This window comes from Methylobacterium sp. Leaf104, from assembly GCF_001422885.1.
Classification (GTDB): domain Bacteria; phylum Pseudomonadota; class Alphaproteobacteria; order Rhizobiales; family Beijerinckiaceae; genus Methylobacterium.
The window spans coordinates 104288-122173 of the sequence record NZ_LMMZ01000037.1 but is presented as its reverse complement, the minus strand read 5'-3'; the positions used below and the strand labels follow the sequence as shown (position 1 = coordinate 122173).

Annotated in this window: 11 protein-coding genes; 5 read left to right on the top strand and 6 right to left on the bottom strand. The window is 70.6% G+C overall.

The window, feature by feature from the left end; all coding sequences use genetic code 11:
• Window positions 1–6: 6 nt before the first annotated feature.
• Together ASF49_RS17545 and ASF49_RS17540 are read right to left on the bottom strand one after the other, a co-directional pair.
• Window positions 7–1149, bottom strand: coding sequence for an ABC transporter permease (locus ASF49_RS17545; protein WP_056475859.1), 1143 nt, complete (start codon window positions 1147–1149; stop codon window positions 7–9).
• 60 nt (window positions 1150–1209) lie between these two features.
• Window positions 1210–2436, bottom strand: coding sequence for an MFS transporter (locus tag ASF49_RS17540; protein ID WP_082511387.1), 1227 nt, complete (start codon window positions 2434–2436; stop codon window positions 1210–1212).
• Window positions 2437–2586: 150 nt separating this feature from the next.
• Between ASF49_RS17540 and ASF49_RS17535 the strand changes: the two genes are divergently transcribed.
• Complete coding sequence (locus ASF49_RS17535; RefSeq protein ID WP_056475856.1) at window positions 2587–3729, top strand: hypothetical protein; 1143 nt, start codon at window positions 2587–2589, stop codon at window positions 3727–3729.
• An 81-nt stretch (window positions 3730–3810) separates the two neighbouring features.
• Window positions 3811–4263, top strand: a complete 453-nt coding sequence (locus ASF49_RS17530) for a DUF1489 family protein (protein WP_056475853.1) — start codon at window positions 3811–3813, stop codon at window positions 4261–4263.
• Window positions 4264–4343: 80 nt separating this feature from the next.
• On the opposite strand, the gene ASF49_RS17525 is transcribed toward ASF49_RS17530, so the two are convergent.
• Window positions 4344–12200 (bottom strand): hypothetical protein, encoded by a 7857-nt coding sequence (locus ASF49_RS17525; protein ID WP_056475850.1) that lies wholly within the window; start codon window positions 12198–12200, stop codon window positions 4344–4346.
• A 276-nt stretch (window positions 12201–12476) separates the two neighbouring features.
• On the opposite strand from ASF49_RS17525, the gene ASF49_RS17520 reads away from it, so the two are divergent.
• Entirely contained in the window at window positions 12477–12824 is a 348-nt protein-coding gene (locus ASF49_RS17520) for an Hpt domain-containing protein (RefSeq protein WP_243214662.1), read from the top strand.
• Between the two features lie 181 nt (window positions 12825–13005).
• The gene (locus tag ASF49_RS17515; RefSeq protein ID WP_055954982.1) at window positions 13006–13326 is read left to right on the top strand and encodes a 2Fe-2S iron-sulfur cluster-binding protein; all 321 of its coding nucleotides are present in this window, start codon (window positions 13006–13008) and stop codon (window positions 13324–13326) included.
• Here ASF49_RS17515 and ASF49_RS17510 read toward each other — a convergent pair.
• Entirely contained in the window at window positions 13301–13753 is a 453-nt protein-coding gene (locus ASF49_RS17510; protein ID WP_056475847.1) for a bleomycin resistance protein, read from the bottom strand. The genes ASF49_RS17515 and ASF49_RS17510 overlap by 26 nt on opposite strands.
• Before the next feature lie 42 nt (window positions 13754–13795).
• Window positions 13796–14971, bottom strand: a complete 1176-nt coding sequence (locus tag ASF49_RS17505) for a vWA domain-containing protein (RefSeq protein ID WP_056475844.1) — start codon at window positions 14969–14971, stop codon at window positions 13796–13798.
• Between the two features lie 239 nt (window positions 14972–15210).
• On the opposite strand from ASF49_RS17505, the gene ASF49_RS24875 reads away from it, so the two are divergent.
• A complete protein-coding gene (locus tag ASF49_RS24875; protein ID WP_243214659.1) occupies window positions 15211–15750 on the top strand; it encodes a hypothetical protein in 540 nt (179 codons plus the stop codon).
• 18 nt (window positions 15751–15768) lie between these two features.
• Here ASF49_RS24875 and ASF49_RS17495 read toward each other — a convergent pair whose 3' ends face one another.
• Window positions 15769–17613 (bottom strand): cation:proton antiporter domain-containing protein, encoded by a 1845-nt coding sequence (locus tag ASF49_RS17495; RefSeq protein ID WP_056475842.1) that lies wholly within the window; start codon window positions 17611–17613, stop codon window positions 15769–15771.
• Window positions 17614–17886 lie beyond the last annotated feature (273 nt).

The window sequence follows — 17886 nt, the reverse complement described above, 5'->3', positions numbered from 1 at the left end:
CGATCCTCAGAAGTCGATCGCGGCGAAGAAGACGGCGAACAAACCGTCGAGGACGATCACCATGAAGATAGACTTGACGACTGAGGCCGTGACGTGGCGGCCCAGGGACTCGGCCGAGCCCTCCACGGCGAAGCCCTCGATCGTCGCGATGATGCCGATGATCAGCGCCATGAACGGTGCCTTGATCAAACCGACAGCCACGTGGTGCAGGGAGACGGCGGCCTGAAGCCGGGCCAGGAACGCGTCGACGGTCATGCCGCCGTAGAGCGCGGCGGTGAGGCCGCCGCCGGCCAGGGCCGCCAGCGAAGCGAGGAAGGTCAGGATCGGCAGGCCGATCACCAGGGCGAGGATGCGCGGCACGATCAGGATCTCGATCGGATCGAGGCCCATGACCCGCAGGGCGTCGACCTCCTCGCGCATCCGCATCGAGCCGATCTCGGCCGTGAAGGCAGAGCCCGAGCGACCCGCCACCATGATCGAAGTGAGCAGCACCCCGAGCTCGCGCAGGATGAGGAGCCCGATGAGATTCACGACGAAGCTCTGGGCGCCGAAGCGCTGGAGCTGGAAAATTCCCTGCTGGGCGACGATTCCACCCACGAGGAACGAGATCAGGACGATGATCGGGACGCCCCGGAAGGCGACCTGTTCGATCTGATTGACGAGGGCTGTGCCCCGGAAGGTACCGGGCCGGGCGGCGACCCGGATGCAGGCGGTCACGACCTCGCCGAAGAAGGCGAGGCCCGTGACGAGGTCGGACTTGGCGCCCACGACCCTCCGGCCGAGATCGTCGAGAAAGCCGAAGAGGCGTCCACGCCGCGGCGGTGGCGGCTCGGCGGCGCGCAGCTTCACCTCGCTCAGGAGGATGCGGTGCTCGGGCGTCGCGCCCGCATAGGCCAGTCGACCACCCGCGGCCTCAATCTCGGCACGGGTCCGCTCCAGCACCCAGGCGCCGAGGGTGTCGAGGCGGGCGATCCGGCTCAGGTCGACCAGGAGGGACGTGCCCGCGGCGCTGTCGGCGATGCGCGCGGCGGCGACCTCCACGGATGCGCCCTGGTCGGCGGTCCAGCGTCCGGACAGGCCGACGCGCCCGCCTTCGAGGATCGCGGCGTCGGCAGCTTCCGGGCTGGTCCTGATCTCGGCTCTAGCCAATGACGCCGCACTCCATGCCGCGGTCACGTAACACCGATCACGGTTACCGGACGGTCAAGGTTAATCGGGTTGTCCTGCCCCCTGACCCACAATCGTGGTGCTGTGAAGGCTGAAAGCGCGGGCGGCCTGCGCGGCGCGTGCCACGAGGCACAGGCCGAGAGCGGCCAGCGGCGCCATCAGCACGAAGGCGAGGGGCCCGCCGCCGGCCTGATAGGCGGCGCCCGTCATCAGCGTCGCGCTGGCCGAGGCGAGGGCACCCGCCGAGCTGACGGTACCCTGCGCCCGGCCACGGGCGCCGTCGGGCGCGAAGCGCGACACCGCCGCCATGGCGCCGAGCTGCGTCGCCCCGAAGGTGAGGCCGTGCAGCACCTGCAGGGCGATCACCGGTGCGAGGCGGTCCCCGAAGGAGGCCATGCCGACGGCCCGCAGGAGAGCCGCGCCCCCGCCGATGCCGAGCAGCACGAACGGGTTACGCCAGCGCGCGGGCAGGCGGCCGATGCGTGCGAACAGCAGGATTTCGGAGGCGACGCCGATGGCCCAGAGCGTACCGATCCACGACGTCGCGATCCCGTGGGTGCTCCAGTGGATGCTGCCGAAGGCGTAGATCGCCGCGTGGCTCGACTGGATCAGGGCCGCCGCCGCGATCGAGAGCCACAGGACGCCGGGCAGGCGCGGCCGACCTTGCTCGGGACGGCGCGGCGGGGCCGGTGGTGCGTCGACCCGGGCCATGAGCACCACGGCGGCGGCGATCAGCGCCAGCACGGTGAGCAGGAGGGGAACGGCAAGCCGCTCACCTAGGGCGCCGAGGGCGGCTCCGCCGGCAAAGTTCGCGAGGAGGAAGCCGATGGAACCCGCCATCCGGATGCGCGCATAATCGAGGCGCCGGCTTCGCCGCACGGCGCCGAGCGTCAGGTAGTCGATGCTTGGGACCAGGGGCGCGGCCGCGACGGCGTTCAGCGCGATGAGGAGGGCGAGCAGCGGCCATCCCAGGGCGGCGCACGTCGGCATCAGCAGATAGGTCCCGGCCAGGACGAGGCTTCCGACGAGCAGGATGCGACGGGCGGCGACGCCCCGATCGATCAGCCCGACCAGCGGTGCGGTGGCCACGATGCGGATCGCGATCGGCAGGGCGAGCAGGCCACCGATGACCGCCGCGTCGAGGCCGAGGGCGTTGAGCCAGACCGGCATGAACGGCATCGCGATGCCGATCTCGACGAAGACCACGGCATAGAGCACCGATAGCCGAAACGCGTTCGGCTCCGGAACGGCGGGAAGCGTGTCAGACACAAGGACCGGACTGGGACGAGGAGAGCCTGTGAGAACGTCGCGTCAGGCGGAAGCTGCGTAAAGCCGGCGTTAAAACGATCCTGTCAACCTGAGAGAGCTCGGACCCGGCTACCGCATGCCGGCCCCTGTACGGCCAAGGACACGTGCTTGATGTCGAGTTCCCATTCGCTGACGTCGGTCGACATCTCGGAATACGACCGCATCGAAGCGGCGATGACCGAAAGCGAGCGTGGCCGCTGGTTCCTCGATGCCTATCTGCGCCGCAACCGCACCAGCGATACCGGGATCCTCCTCGATGCGATCGCGCGGCTGGAGAGCGTGGTCACCAATGACCGCGAGAGCAGCCAGATCGGGCGGGTTCGCGGCGACGTGATGGACATGGCGCACGCCATCGCCCGGACCAAGGCCGAGATCGCGGCCATCAACGCACCCGACCAAGACCAGAGCCGGCTCGGCGGGGCCTCCGCCGCCCTCGACGCCATCGTGCGCTCGACCGAGCGCGCCACCTCCGAGATCCTCAGCGCCGCCGAGAGCGTGCAGGAAGCCGCCTGGACGCTGCGCGAGTCCGGCTCCGATGCCGCGATCTGCGACGAGCTCGATCGCCGCGCCACCGCCATCTACACCGCCTGCTCCTTCCAGGACCTCACCGCCCAGCGGACGGCGCGCATCATCCATACCCTGCGCTACCTCGAGGAGCGCCTCGCCGCCATGATGGGGATCTGGGGCGATGCCCTCGACCCGGTCCCGGCGGGCCCCGGCGGCCCGGGCACGCCCGAGGTTCCGGCCGATCTCTGCCAGAGCGACGTCGATCGCTACATCGACATGGACGCCTCGTCCGCGGAGCCGGTGCCGCCGCTGTCGCCGACCCTGCGTCCCGTGCCGAACGATCCGTCCGCCGAGGACGACATCGTCTTTCTCGAAGCGACCGACGCCGTCGGGATTGTCGCTGCCGAGCCGAGCCCTGAGTTCCCGGACGAATCCGAGCCGGAGGTCGTAGCGCTGGACGTCGACGTGCCGTCCGCTGCGCCCGCCGCTGCGGAATCCGCGCCTGCGGATGACCCGGATCTCGCCGATATGGCGGCCCTCGCGGATTCCGGGATGCAGACCGAAGCCGACCCCGAAACAGGTTTCGAGGCGGTCGCGCCCGAGACAACCGACCCGGTCGACGATCGTCCGGCCATGATGACGGCAAACACCCTGCAGGTCTCGGAGCGGGCGCAGACCGATATCGCGACGGCCTTCGCGGAGATCGACGCCCTCTCCGACGACGAGAAGCGCGCCCTGTTTTCCTGACAGGCCGGGCCATGAGCGGCGCGGGGTCGCGCCGCCGATCGCGGGCGCGCGCGGGCGCGACGCGGCTGCTACAACGCAGCCATGCCCGCCGCCCAAACCCTGCATCTCCTGAAGCTCTGTGTCGGCCCCGCCAGCATCGGCGAGCTGGAGGAGCGCATCGCCCGCAACCGCGATGCCGCCTTGCGTGAGGGCCGCGACCCCGCGCCGGTCCACACCACCCGCATGGTGCCGACCCGCGCTGCCGACATCGTCGGGCGCGGTTCGATCTACTGGGTGATCAAGGGCACGCTGCTGTGCCGCCAATCCATCGCCGCCATCACGCCCTTCACCGACACGGATGGAATCGGGCGCTGCCGGCTCGTCCTGAGACCCGACGTGACCGCCGTCTCGCCACGTCCGTGCCGCCCGTTCCAGGGCTGGCGCTACCTGAACGCGGAGGATGCGCCGACCGACCTCGACGCCCGCACCGCCGGCGGGCTCGCCGAGATGCCCGAGGCCCTGCGCCGCGAACTCGCCGGCCTCGGCCTGATCTGACCGGACAGCGCACAGACGAGAAACCCCGCCGTCCGAGGGGAGGGCGGGGGTCCGTTCGTTTCGTCGGTCTCCTCCGGGGCCTAGGCTCCGTCGAAGCGTCCGCTGGCATGGGCCAACATGGTGTAGACCTTGCCGGTTTCCGAGGTGAGGTAGGCATCCGCCCGCGAGGAGTCGCGGTCGTTCTTCGAGACATCGCCGAGCAGGCGCTCGAATTCGCCCACGTAGCGATCCACCGTGCGCCGGAAGTCGGCATCGGCGGCGTAGCGGCGGCGAACCTCCTCGAAGGTCTGCCGGCCCTGCGCCGTGTAGATGCGGCGGTCGAACAGGTTCGGCTCACCCCGGCGGTAACGCTCCCACAGCTCCACCGCGGTCTGATGATCGATCATCTTGGCGATGTCGCTGGAGATGGTCTCGAGTGCGGTGCGGCCGCGCTCGGCGGCGTTCTTCTGTGCCTCCGCCTGCTGCTTCGTCGCCGGAGCCGCGGTGGTCGGTGCCGGCTCTGCATCGTCGTCGATGGAAGCCCGCGTCAGTAGATCCGAGAGCCAGCCGCGGCCTTCGGCGCCGCGCGCGTCGGAACGCGAGGCGGGATTGGTCCGGGCCGCCGGAGCCGAGACCAGGTTCATCGACGTGCCGGGGCGGGTGGCCGGAGCGGCGGGCTTGGCCGCCGCCGGTGCCGCGGCAGGCTTGGCCGGCGCGGCCTTCGCCGGCACCGCCGGAGCGGGCGCGGCGGCGGCCGGAGCCTGCGCCGGGGCGGGCGTGGCCGGACGCTTCGGCTCCGAGACCTTCGGGGCCGCCGCATCCACTGCGCGTCCCGAGCTCTGGACGAGGCTCGAGAGCTCGTTCAGGGCCTTGAGCTGCTCGGAGACGACCCGTCGCATCTCGCCGGTGGCGTCCTGCGTCTCGCGCGGGATCTCCAGCACGCCGCGCTGAAGATCGGCCCGGGTGGCATCCAGCTCGCGCCGGATCTCGGCCGCCATCTCGCGCAGGTTGGAGACGGATTCTCCGAAGCGGCCGGATGCCGTCTCGAGCACGCCCATCATCTGCTGCGAGGCCGCCTCGATCGCGCTGCGCACGGCCTCGGCGGTACGTCCGCTCTCGCTGTCGGCGCTGGCGCGCAGACCCTCGAAAGCCCTGGCGACGGTCGTCCCCGCACCGGTGGCGGTCTCGGACAGGCTGTTGCCCAGCGCCCGGGCCCGCTCCTCGGCGGCGCGCAGGGTCTCGCCGATCATCGCGTCGAAGCGCGCGGTCTGCGTGTCGAGGTTGCCGGAGCGCTCCTCGATCCGCGACAGCACGTTGGCGATGGCGGCCTCGCGCTCACCCAAGCGATCCGCGAGGCGGGCCTCGGCGCCCTGGATCTGGCCGGCGGCCCCTTGCAGCTGACCGGCGGCGCCTTCGAGGTGCCCGACGGCCTGGCGCAGGGTCCCGGCATGGGTGCGACCGAGTTCGTCGAGGGCGCGGCCACGCTCGTCGAGGGAGATCGCCAGCTCGCTGGCCTCCCGCAGGGCGCCTTCCGCCACGCTCCGCAGGAGGTGAACCTGCTCGGACACGCCGGCACTGGCCCGCTCGGTCTCACCGGCCACCGCCGCCAGACCGTCGCGGATGTCGGCGATGCGCTGCGAGAGGCTCGCCTCGATGGTTCCGAGATTCTCACCCGTTCCGGCCAGCAGCTCGCGCAGGGCGTCGTTGGCCCCGTCGATCCGCTGAAGGACGGCGGCGAGGTCGCCGCGCATCTGATCATTCGCATCGTTGAGCGACGCGATGGCCCGCGCCGCGCCGCCGTCGATGGCCGACAGCAGCGCCTCGGCGGAAGCGCGGGACTGGGCCGCGAGGGCCTCGGTGCGCTCGCGGATGGCGGCGACCAGCGGCGCGCCGCTCTCCTGCAGGGCCCGCTCGATGGCGTCGCCACGCAGCGTCAGGGCCTCGACGAGCTGGGCCGCCGGACCGTCCACGATCTCCCGCAGACGCTCCGACTGGTCCGTCAGGCCGGCGACGACCGCGTTGCCGCGTCCGTCCAGTGTCTCGACCAGGGCACCGCCGCCCGTCTCGATGGCGCGGGTGATGGTCTCGGCGCTCTCCGCCAGCCGGCGGGCGAGGGCTTGGCCGCGCGCCTCGACGAGGCCGGCGAGCGCCGCGGAGCGGCGATCGAACGCCTCGGTCAGGGCGCCGGTGCCGCTGTCGAGCAGAGCCGCGACGGCCTCGTTGCGCTGATCGAGGGCCGCCGCCAGGGCCTGGCTGTGCGCCTGCGCCAGGGCTGCGTGCCGGTCGACCCGCTCGTCGAAGGCCGCCAGCATGGCGGCCGTCCGCTCGTCGACCAGCGACGCGTAAGCGTCCTGGCGGTCGTCGAAGGCCGAGGCGAGGGCATCGCCGCGCGAGGCGACGAGGGTGGCGAACACCTTCATCCGGTTGTCGATGCGGCTCGTGAAGGCTGCCGAACGGCTGTCCACGGCCTCGGTGAGCGCATGGCCCTGGGTGTCGATGGTGCGGGCGAACTCGGCCGCACTGGCCTCGACGAGGCCGCCGAGGGCCGTGAGGCGCTCGTCGAACATCGCCGCCAGCGCGCTGCCGCGGTCTTCGGTCTGTTTGGCCAGGGCGTTGGCGCGGTGGTCGACCGTCTCGTCGAGAGTCCGCAGCTGGGTATCGAAGACCGATGCGAGGGCGCGGGTGCGCTCCTCGACGCGGTCGGCGAGCGTACCGGTGCGTCCGTCGACCAGCGCTTCGAGGGCACGCAGGCGCTCGTCGAAGATCGCCACGAGGGCGCGGGTGCGCTCGTCCGCCTGCGCGGCGAGGCCTGCGGACCTGTCCTCGAACAGGGTGACGAAGGTCTGTGCCACCGCCTCGGCCTGCTCACGCAGGATTCCGGCCCGGGCATCGACCACCTGGTCGAGGGCGCCGACCCGCGTGTCGATGAGCGAGACCAGCGCCTGGGCGCGGGCATCGACCTCGTCGGACAACGTGCCGGTCCGGTGCTCAACGAGCCGGTCCAGGGCGCCGAGGCGCTCGTCGAACAGCGAGGTGAGACCGCGTGTCCGGGTCTCGACCCGGTCGGTCAGAGTTTCGGCGCGGCCGTCGATCACGCCGTCCAGGGCGCTCAGCACCTCGTCGAACAGGCTGCGCAGGCCCTGCGCCCGGGCGTCGAGGGACTGGGTCAGGTGGTTGCCGCGGCCGTCGACGATCTCGTCGAGGGCTCCGATGCGCTGATCGAGGAGGGTCGTCAGGGCGTCGGTGCGGCTCTCGAGGGTCTCGGTCAGGTGTGCGCCGCGATGGTCGACGAGCTGGCCGAGAATGTTGATGCGATGGTCGAACAGGTTGGCCAGCGCGCGGGTGCGGTCGTCGACGGCCTGGGCCATCTCGCCGCTCCGGCGCTCGACGACCTCGTCGAGGGTACCGATCCGCTGCTCGAACTGCTCGACCAGAGTCTGGGCATGGGCGCCGAGGTTGTCCGCGAGGCGCTTGCCCCGGGTGTCCACGAGTTCGTCGAGGACACCGATCCGCTGGTCGAAGGTCTCCGCGAGGGCGCGGGTCCGGGCTTCGACCGAATCCGCGAGGCTGCCGCCGCGGCGGTCGACCACCTCATCGAGCTGCTCGATGCGCTCGTCGAACAGGGTGGCCAGGGCCCGCGTCCGGGCCTCGACCGCCTCGGCGGCGCTGCCGAGGCTGGCCGCGATGGTGTCCACGAACGCCCGGCCGCGCTGGTCGAGCGTGTCGTGCAGCGGCGCGAGACGGTCGCTGAAATTGGAGCCCAGGGAGCTGGCGTGATTGTCGAGGAGCGCCCGGATCTCGCCCGTGCGGTCGTCGAGCAGCTGGTGGACCGTGCGCACGCCCTCGTCGAGGAGCGAGCTGATGTCGGAGGTCCGGCGGTCCAGGGTGGTGCCGAGGCGGCCCTCGCCCTCGCTGAGCTGACGGTCGGCCTCGGCGACCATCTCGCGCAGGCGGCCCAGGATCGTCTCGCCGCGCTGCTCCAGCACCGCACCGAGGGAGTTGCTGCCGAGATCGAACAGGCGCGCCAGCTCGGTGATGCGGCCGCCGAGAGCGCCGAACACGGCGCGCCCCTTCTCGTCGAGCTCCGTGCCCATGGCAGTGGTGCGGGCGTCGATGAGGCGCACCAATTCGTCGGCGCGCTGCGAGAAGGCCTCGCGGATCGCCGCGGCCTGGGTGTCGAGGGCCTGGTTGGCGCCCCCGGTGCGCTCGACGATCATGTCGACGAGTTCGCGGGTGCGGTTGGCCAGATCCTCGTCGACAGCGCGGGTGCGGCTTTCGATGAGCCGGATCGCCTCGAAGGCCTGGGTGCCGAAGGATTCTTCGATCAGGCGGCTGCGTTCCTCGAGAGCGGTGCCGATCGCCTCGAGGCGGCCGAGCACGCCAGCGTCGAAGCGCCCGGCGCCCTCGTCCAGGCGACGGGACAGTTCGAGGGTCTGCTCGTCGAGGCGGCGGGCGATCTCGGCCGAGCGCTCGCCGAGGACGTCGCCCAGGCTGGCGCCGCGTTGCGCGATGTCGAGGGCCATGGTGTCGGCGCGGGTGTCGAGGGACTGCACGAGGTCGCGACCGCCCTCGGCCATGACGCGCGCCATCTCGGCGGTGCGGACGATCAGGGCTTCGTTCAGGGCTGTGGCACGGCTGCCGAGATGGCCGTCGATCTGGGCGACCAGATTCGCGAAGGTTTCGCCGATCTCCGTCGAGCGACGGGCGGAGCGCTCTTCGAGAGCGCCGAGCTGGTTCTCGACGGCTTCCTGGGCTTCGCGGGTTCGCTCGGCGATGCTGTCGGCCACCACCTTGCCCTGGATCGTGATGACGCGGTCCATTTCCTCCAGGCGGCCCGTCACGGATTCGGTGAGGGCGGCGGTGTCGCGGGAGATGCGCTCGGCGAGGATGTCACCGCGGGCGATGGTCTCCTGCAGGGTCGCGAGGCGGTCGTTGAGCACGCGGTCGATGGCCTGGACGCGGGTCTCGGTGGTGTCGGCGAAGCTCGCGCCGGTCTGGTTGAGGGCGTCGTTGACGCGTGCCCCCTGGGCGGTGACGGCGAGGACGATGTCGCGGCCGGTATTGGCCAGCTGCGACTGAGCCTCCTGAGCCTGGGCGGCGATGAGGTCGCCGAGGGTCCGGCCGTGGTCGCCGAAGACGGTCTCGATGTCGCGGATGCGGGCGATGAGGTCGCCGCCGAGGCCGTCGGCCGCGCGGGCGATCGTGCCGGCCGCTTCCTCGGCGCGACGGGCGAGTTCGTCGTTGACGGCGTCCAAGGTCCCGCGCAGGGCTTCGATCGACGCCTGGGCCCTGGTGCCGACCGTGCCACCGAGTCCGTCGGCGGCGTTGCGCAGGAGTTCGGCCGCCTCGGTGGTCCGAGCCGCCAGGTCGGCGGAGGTGGCGGCGAGACGCTTCTCGAAGATCTGCACCGCCTCGACGGTGCGGGCTTCGAGCTCGCCCGTGGCGCTGGCGGAAGCGCGACGCAGCGACTGCGCGGCCTCCGTGGTGCTGGCGCCGAGGGCGACGGTGGTCTCCTCCGCGCTGCGGCGGAAGGTGTCGGCGGCCTCCGCCGTGCGGCTGCCGATCTGCTCGTCGAGGTGGGCAGCCGTCGCGCGCAGGCTGTCCACGGCCTCCGAGGCTCGTGTCTCGAAGGTGTGCCCAAGGGCCGAAAGGGCGCCTTCGAGGGTCCCGGTCGCTTCCTGCGTCCTGATGCGCACGAGCTCTCCGACGCGGTCGCCGGTCGCCCCCAGGGTCGCCTCGAGGTTCGCACCCTCGACCGTGACGGTCCGGTGCAGCTGGCTTGCCACCGTCTCGATGCGCTCGGCCAGAGCCGCGCCATGCTGGTCGAGGCCGTTGGCGAGGCCTTCCACCGAGCGCAGGAGATCATCGCGGACGCCGCCGGCACGGTTGCCGAAAGTCTCCACGATGGCGGTGGCAGCGAGCGCGAGGGCGGCCTGGGCCTCGCGGCCGGACGCGTCGATGCGCTCGGAGACCGATCCGCCATGGGCGTCGATCGTCTCCCGAAGATGGTTGGCCGCGGCCTCGATGCGCTCGGCCAGGGTGCCGCCGCGTTCGTCGAGGCGGGCGGTCGCGTCCTCGACGGAGCCGATCAGGGTTTCGCGCAGGGCGTCCGCGCGAGCGCCGAAGCTCTCGATGATGGTGCTTGCGGCGAGCGCGAGGCCCGCCTGCGTGTCGCGGCCGCGGGTCTCGAACAGGTTCGAGACCTCGGAGCCATGGACCGTGATCGTTTCGTGCAAACGGGAAGCGGCGGTCTCGATACGCTCGGCCAGGACGCCGCCCTGGCTGTCGAGGCCGGAGGCGATCCCGTCCACGGAACGGATCAGATCATCGCGCACGCCGTCGGCGCGGGCCGTGAAGGTCTCGATGATGCTGCCGGCGGCCGCGGCGAGACCGGTCTGGGCCTCGCGGGCCCGAGCCTCGATGAGGGCGGACACGCCGGTGCCGGCAATCTCGATCTCGCTGCGCAGGGCATCGCCGCGAGCGGCGATGTCGTGCGTGAGCGCGGCGCCCGTCTCCGCGAAGTGGGATCGCAGGGCATCGGCCGTCTCGGCGAAGCGCGCGGTGATCTCGCCGCCCGTGGAGGAGAACTGGGCCGTCAGTTCGGAACCGCGGGTCAGGAAGGTCTCCTCCAGACCGCGTGCGGAGAGCTCGAAGGTCTGGCGGACTTCGCCGCCCTGGCGGTTGAGGGCCTCGATGACCTCGGAGCCGGTCTGGGCGAGGGTGCGCGCCACCTGCCCGGCATTCTCGGCCAGGGTGGTGGTGAGGATGCCGCCGGTACGCTCGAAGGCCCGGGTGACCTCCTCGGCCCGCGTTTCGAGGGATTGCGTGAGCGCGTTGCCGACCTCCGAGAGGCTGCCGCGCACGCCCTCGCTGGTGGAGGCAAGGCGCTGGACGAGGTCGTCGCCGCGGCCGGAGACCAGCTCGACCACGCGGTCGCCGGCTTCGCCGAGGGCGGCGGTGATCGCGTCGCCGCGGTCTCCGAGGGCGGACGTAATGGCCTCGCTGCGGGCGTCGAGGGCGCTGGTGACCCGGTCGCCGGCACCGTTGACCGCGGAGACGATCCGCTCGGCCGCTCCGTCGAGTTCGGCGGTCAGGCTCTGGTGGCTGCCGGTGATGGCGCCGCGCACGCGCTCGGCATTGGCGATGATCGACTCGCGCTGGGCGACGAGCTCGTCGACGAGCGAGCGGATGCGGATTTCGTTGTCGGAATAGGCCCGCTCGAGGGTGGCGATCTCGCCGCGCACCAGGGTCTCCAGTTCGCCGGCCCGGGCGAGCGCTCGCTCGACGCCGTCGCCGACCGCCGCGACTTCGCGCCGGACGGTCTGCGACATGGTGAGCACCGCGTCGGTCGAGAAGTTCTCCGGCTCGGCCAGACGGATCGCGACCTCGCCCACGGCGCGCGCGACGAGGCGCATCTCCTGGGCACGGACCGCGAGCATCGCCATGATGGCGAACAGGACGACCGGTCCGACCAGTGCGGTCGCGGCGACGGCGCCCTGGATCGCGGTCAGGCCCTGGAAGAAACCGCGCAAGTCGCCCGAGGACTGGACCCAGGCGAGGGCGAGCAGGCCGCCGATCCAGAGGGCACCGGCGACGGCGGCGACGAGGTAGGGCGTGCGCGACGGGCGGATGCGGAGGGTCTGCTGCAGGATGCCGATGTTCTGGCGGTCGTCGTTGGCGACCATCGAGCGGTCGGGCGGCAGCAGACCGCCTTCCCGGCGCGGACGGTTGCGGTCCGGCGGAGGCAGGTCCGAGGCGAGCGGCTGGTCGAGGTCGAGGCGCGGCGGCGCGAGCCGACCGCTGGGGTCGCGAAGAGGGTCGCTGTCGCCGACGTCCGGAAGGCGGGGTTCCACCCGTGATGCCTCGTCGCCCTGAGCGAAAGCGTCGAGGTTGAGAGCCTGCTCGATCGCCGACAGAGCCGCCTCGGCCGGATCCTTGAGCTTCTTTTCCGTGGCCATACAACGCCTCGTTACGCGTATCCCGATCCACGGCCGCGCCCGTCGATCAAGGTTACTTTTACCAATTTACCAAGGAACTTTAGACTTCGGCACGAAGCTCCGATACCCGAGCCCGCCGCAGTGCCCAAAAAACCTTAACGGAATGGTTACCAAGCCCGGGGCCGATACCGCGCCGTCGTCTTTCTGCATGATGCCTCAACGCGTAAACGGAAGCGAACGGCGGCGGGGCTCAGCTGTGGATAGCCTGGATGGCCCCCGCCGGAACGAGGGGACGCTTTGTCAGATCCGAATTCCCGCGACGTGCCCGGGGCGGCGCTCCTCGACGCCGAACACCTCGCGCGGCAGACCTTCGGCGATGCCGAGCTCGCCGCCGAACTGCTCGTGCTCTTCGCCGCCCAGTGTCGGCGCCTGTTGCCGGGCATTGTCGATGCGGGCGCGCCGACCGCTGAACGGGCCGACCTCGCCCATACCCTGAAGGGATCGGCCCTCGGGATCGGCGCGGACAGGGTCACCCTGTCGTCGGCCGCGGTCGAGGACGCGCTCCGCGCCGGTACCGCCGCCGCCTGCGATGAACTCGCCGCTGCGGTGACCGAGACCCTCGCGGCCCTCCCGCAGAAGCCCTGACCGGGCCGGCTCGGACGTCGCGTCGCGGCGGCCCGATGGAACGGCGGAGCCTCTGCGGCGTAAGCGCAAGAATCCTTGCCCGGTCGGCGAGCGCGCTTGCATTCGGAGGCCTGCCCCTTCAAGGCAGGCGGTGCGCCGCACAACCGGCCGTTCTACGCGTTGTCCGAGCCCGGAGCCCCCGATGCCCAAGATCACCTACGTCGACCATGCCGGAACGGCCAGGACCGTGGAGGGCGACGTGGGATCGACCGTGATGGAAGCGGCGATCCGCAACAATGTCCCGGGCATCGATGCGGAATGCGGCGGCGCCTGCGCCTGTGCCACCTGCCATGTCTATGTCGATGCGGCCTGGGCCGAGGTGGTGGGCCCCGCCGAGGCGATGGAGCAGGACATGCTCGACTTCGCCTCCGATGTGCGCGCGACCTCGCGCCTGTGCTGCCAGATCCGGATCACGCCCGAGCTCGACGGCCTCAGCGTCACGACGCCGGCCCGTCAGGGCTGAACGGACGACGGCCGAGGCTTTCGCCGAAGCGGAGGAGGTAGCCGTCCGGATCCTGCACGAGGAACTGCCGGCATCCCACTTCTTCGCGGCCCGCCCGATACCAGGCGTCGTGCAACGGCCTGAACAGCGGCCAGTCGAGGGCGTTGAGGCGCGCGATGATTTCGGCCGTCGACCGCACCGCGATCTGCAGGTTGATGCCCCGGCCGAGGGGCGGCTCGAGGGGCGCGGTCGTCCAATTTCCATTGACCACGTTCAGCATTACCTGAGCGGCCTCGCGTTCGAGATAGACGAAGCCCCTCTCGAACCGTTCATAGGCGATCGTGAAGCCGAGCCCGTCGCACCAGAACGTCAGGCTCCGCGCCAGGTCGCGGACATCGAGTTCGGGAACGAGCGGCGCGAACCCGCCCTGCGGCAGCGAATCCGCCATCGAAGCTCCATTCATTCCGGACATCGAGACCCGCTTCGCGCGTCAGCGAACGAGCGCGCGCATGGCGCCGTCGATGCCCTCGAGGTTGAGCGGGAACATGCGCTCGCCCATCAGGCGGCGGACCATCCCGATCGACTGCGTGTAGGCCCAGTGCTCCGCAGGCACGGGATTGAGCCAGACGGCCTTCGGGAATCGATCGAGGATGCGGCGCAGCCAGACCTCGCCCGGCTCCTCGTTCCAGTGCTCCACCGAGCCGCCCGCCATGGCGATCTCGTAGGGACTCATGGAGGCGTCGCCCACGAACACCACGCGATAGTCCGGCGGGTATGTGCGCAGCAGGTCGAGGAGTGGCAGCGTCTCGTCGTGCCGGCGCCGGTTCTCGCGCCAGACGCGCTCATAGGGGCAGTTGTGAAAGTAGAAGTGCTCGAAGTGCCTGAACTCCGAGCGGGCGGCTGAGAACAGCTCCTCGGCGAGCGCCACGTGCCAGTCCATCGAGCCGCCGACATCGAGGAACAGCAGCACCTTCACGGCGTTGCGCCGTTCGGGCCGGAGCTTCACGTCGAGGTAGCCCTTCGCCGCCGTCTCCCGGATCGTGCCGTCGAGGTCGAGTTCGTCCGCCGCCCCGGTGCGTGCGAAGCGGCGCAGCCGACGCAGGGCCACGCGCATGTTCCGGGTGCCGAGCTCGACCGTATCGTCGAGGTCCTTGAACTCGCGCCTGTCCCAGACCTTCACCGCGCGGAAGTTGCGGTTGCCGTCCTGGCCGATCCGGATGCCCTCGGGGTTGTAGCCGTAGGCGCCGAACGGCGAAGTCCCGCCGGTGCCGATCCATTTCGACCCCCCCTGGTGGCGCTCGCGCTGCTCGGCGAGGCGCTGCTTCAGGGTCTCGAACAGCTTGTCCCAGCCGAGCGCCTGGAGCTCCGCCTTCTCGGTGTCGGAGAGATACTTCTCGGCGAGCTTGCGCAGCCATTCCTCGGGAATCGCCGTCGGTTCCGTCGCTTGGCCCAGGGTCTCGATGCCCTCGAAGACGGTGCCGAACACACGGTCGAACCGGTCGAGGTTTCGCTCGTCCTTCACCAGGGCGGTGCGGGCGAGAAGGTAGAATTCCTCCACGCGCTTCTCGGCGAGGTCGCGGTCGAGCGCCTCGAGGAGCGTCAGGAATTCCCGCAGGGTGACGGGGACCTTGGCCTCGCGCAGAGCGGAGAAGAACTGGAGCAGCATGGCGCGACAACGCGGGAAGCCGCGATCGGGGTCAAGGGGCCGTCCGCGACCGGCGCAGGACCGGTTCACATACGTTAAACTGGGTATAACCCCGGTTTTCTGTTGATAGCGCCATGCGGACGTTATTCCGGCGAACAGGACTTGTCATCTGAATCGAACATCTTGTCCGCACGGTCTCGTGCAAGTCAGGACAAGTCGTCAGGGCGCATGGTCTACGGGTAGAGTTAGGAGTGACCGACATGGCGCTCGCGTTGCGCTCGTTGAGCGATTTCAAGCGGTTCCTCTCCGAACCGGGCGCGACGATTCAGGTGGTGCGCAACACCTTCATCGACCGTCAGCCCGCCTCCTTCGCGGACGCCTACCGCGCGAAGGGGATGTACGAGCCGCGCACCATCCGGGCGTTGTCCAAGAAGGCGGCGATTTTCTCGGTCCAGGGCCACCCGACGACGATCTGGCTCTACTGGGATAAGGGCACACGCAAATGGCGCTTCAACGACGATACAGTGACGATCCCGCTCGACACCGGTCTCGGGCCGCCTGACGAGATCGTCTACCGCTGTAGCTACGCGCCGGGCATGGAGCCCTCCGCGCATCCCACCGTCCGCCGCGCCAAGCCGCGGGCAAAGAAGCCCCCCGATGCCCTGAAGCCGGCCGCGCCGAAACCGCCGCCCGGCATCAAGTCCGGGCCGGGCAAGGCTTCCGGCGCGCAGACGCCCTCCGGCTCCGCCCCGCTGACCGCGCCGGTGATGCCGTCCCGCGGACAGGGTCGGCTGCTCTGAAGCGTTTCGGAACGCCTCTCAGGCGCTCTTGACCACCGATTTGCCCTCGTCGGCGGCAGCCGGCGGCTCCCGCGTCTCGACGCCCTTGCCGACGGTCCGGCGGGCACGGAAGGCCGGGCGGACTTCGGTCTCCTTCTTCTTCAGCATCGCCCGGTACTCGTCGCGCCGCTCGTGGATCGAGGCGATCACGAGGCCCATCGGGACCCCGACATCGACGAGGACGGCCTCGGAGAGCTGGAGCGAAGCCTCGATCGTCTCCGGAACGGCATCGTCCACGCCCATCTCATAGAGGGCGGTGGCATGGCGGGCGTCGCGCGCCCGCGCCACAATGGTGATGTCGCGCCGCTCGGCCCGCGCTGCCTCCACGACCGCCTCGACCGCCCGCGGATTGTCCAGGGTGACGACGAGGGCGCGGGCATTGGCGATGTCGCAGCGCCGCAGCAATTCGGGATTGGCCGAATCCCCGAAATAGACCGGATTTCCGAGGCGGCGATGTTCCGAGACCCGGGCCGCGTCCGCATCGAGGGCGAGGTAGGGGATCTTGTGCCGCACCAGCATCTCGCCCACCAGGCGTCCGACCCGGCCGTAGCCTGCGATGATGACGCGGTTCTGCTGGCGGTCCGGCACCGGCTCTGCCCGGGCGCGGCCGAGTTGCGCGACGGTGAGCCGCTTGCCGATGCGGCGGGCCAGGACCGCGAGCGCCGGAATCGCGATCATGGTCACGGTGGTGACGATCAGGGCCGCCTGTCCGACCTCCTCCGGGACGAGCCCGCCGGCCAGCGCGCCGCCGATCAGAACGAAAGCGAACTCCCCGCCGGGTCCCAGCAGCAGGGCCGCCTCGATCGCCACCGCCCGTGAGAGCTTGAGGAAGCGCGCCGCGAGCACGATGACGGTGCCCTTGATCAGGATCAGCGCCAGGGCCAGCCCCAGCACCGCGCCCGGCGCCGACATGAGCTGGGCCGGATCGAGGTTCATGCCCACGGAGACGAAGAACACGCCCAGCAGCAGGCCCTTGAACGGGTCGATCGTCGCCTCGATGGCGCGGCGATACTCGGTCTCGGCCAGGAGCAACCCGGCCACGAAGGCTCCCAGCGTCATCGACAGGCCGGCGGCGGCGGCCGTTACGGCGGTGCCGATGATGACGAGGAGGCAGGCCGCCATGAACAGCTCGGGCGAGCGCGTCCGGGCCACCAGCTGGAACAGCGGCCGGAGCGCCACGCGCCCGACCACGACGATGACCACGATGGCGACGGCTGCCTGGCCGAGGGCGAGGGCCAGGGCGCCGCCCACATCCGAGCCGTCGTTGCGGCCGAGCACCGCGATCGCGAACAGGACGGGGGCGACCGCGAGGTCCTGGAACAGCAGGACGGCGAAGCTGGCGCGCCCCGCCGGCGTGTTGAGCCGCTTCTGGTCCGCCAGCACAGGCAGCACGATCGCCGTGGAGGACAGGGCGAGGGCGAGGCCGACGATGATCGCGGCGGCGAGGGGCACCGAGAGGGATAGCAGGATCGCGCCGATGACGGCGGAGGAGGCGAGGACCTGGATCGAGCCGAGCCCGAAGACGAGGCGGCGCAGCGTTCGCAGGCGCTCCCAGGAGAGCTCCACCCCGATCATGAACATCAGGAAGATGACGCCGAACTCGGCGAGGTGGGCGATCTCCGCGCGGTTCGCGATGGTGAAGGTCGAGACCCAGTGATGCGTCTCGGCGAAGCGCCCGAGGCCGAAGGGACCTAGAAGCGCGCCCGCGCCGATGAAGCCCAGGACCGGGCTGATGCGCAGCCGATGGAACAGCGGCACCACCACGCCCGCGGTGACGAGGAACAGAATCGCTTCCTTGTAGGATCCGGCGTGCACGTCCGTCATCGGTTCGGGATGTCTCCTGGCGCCGGACCGGAGGCGGGGCGCCGCGGCGCAATCCCGTGTGTGTCCGTCCCGGACCATGGGCACCGGTGGCACTCCGGCGCAACAGCGCACACACCCGGAAACAACAAAATGGTGAGCTGCGACCATTCGGATGGGGAGACCATGCTGGTCAGCACCCCTGATGCGGCGCAAAAACGGCACAATATGCGCATAAGGCAAAGCCTTAACGGACGGTTAAGCGCGCTGCGTCGCGTTTCGAGATACGAGTGCCCC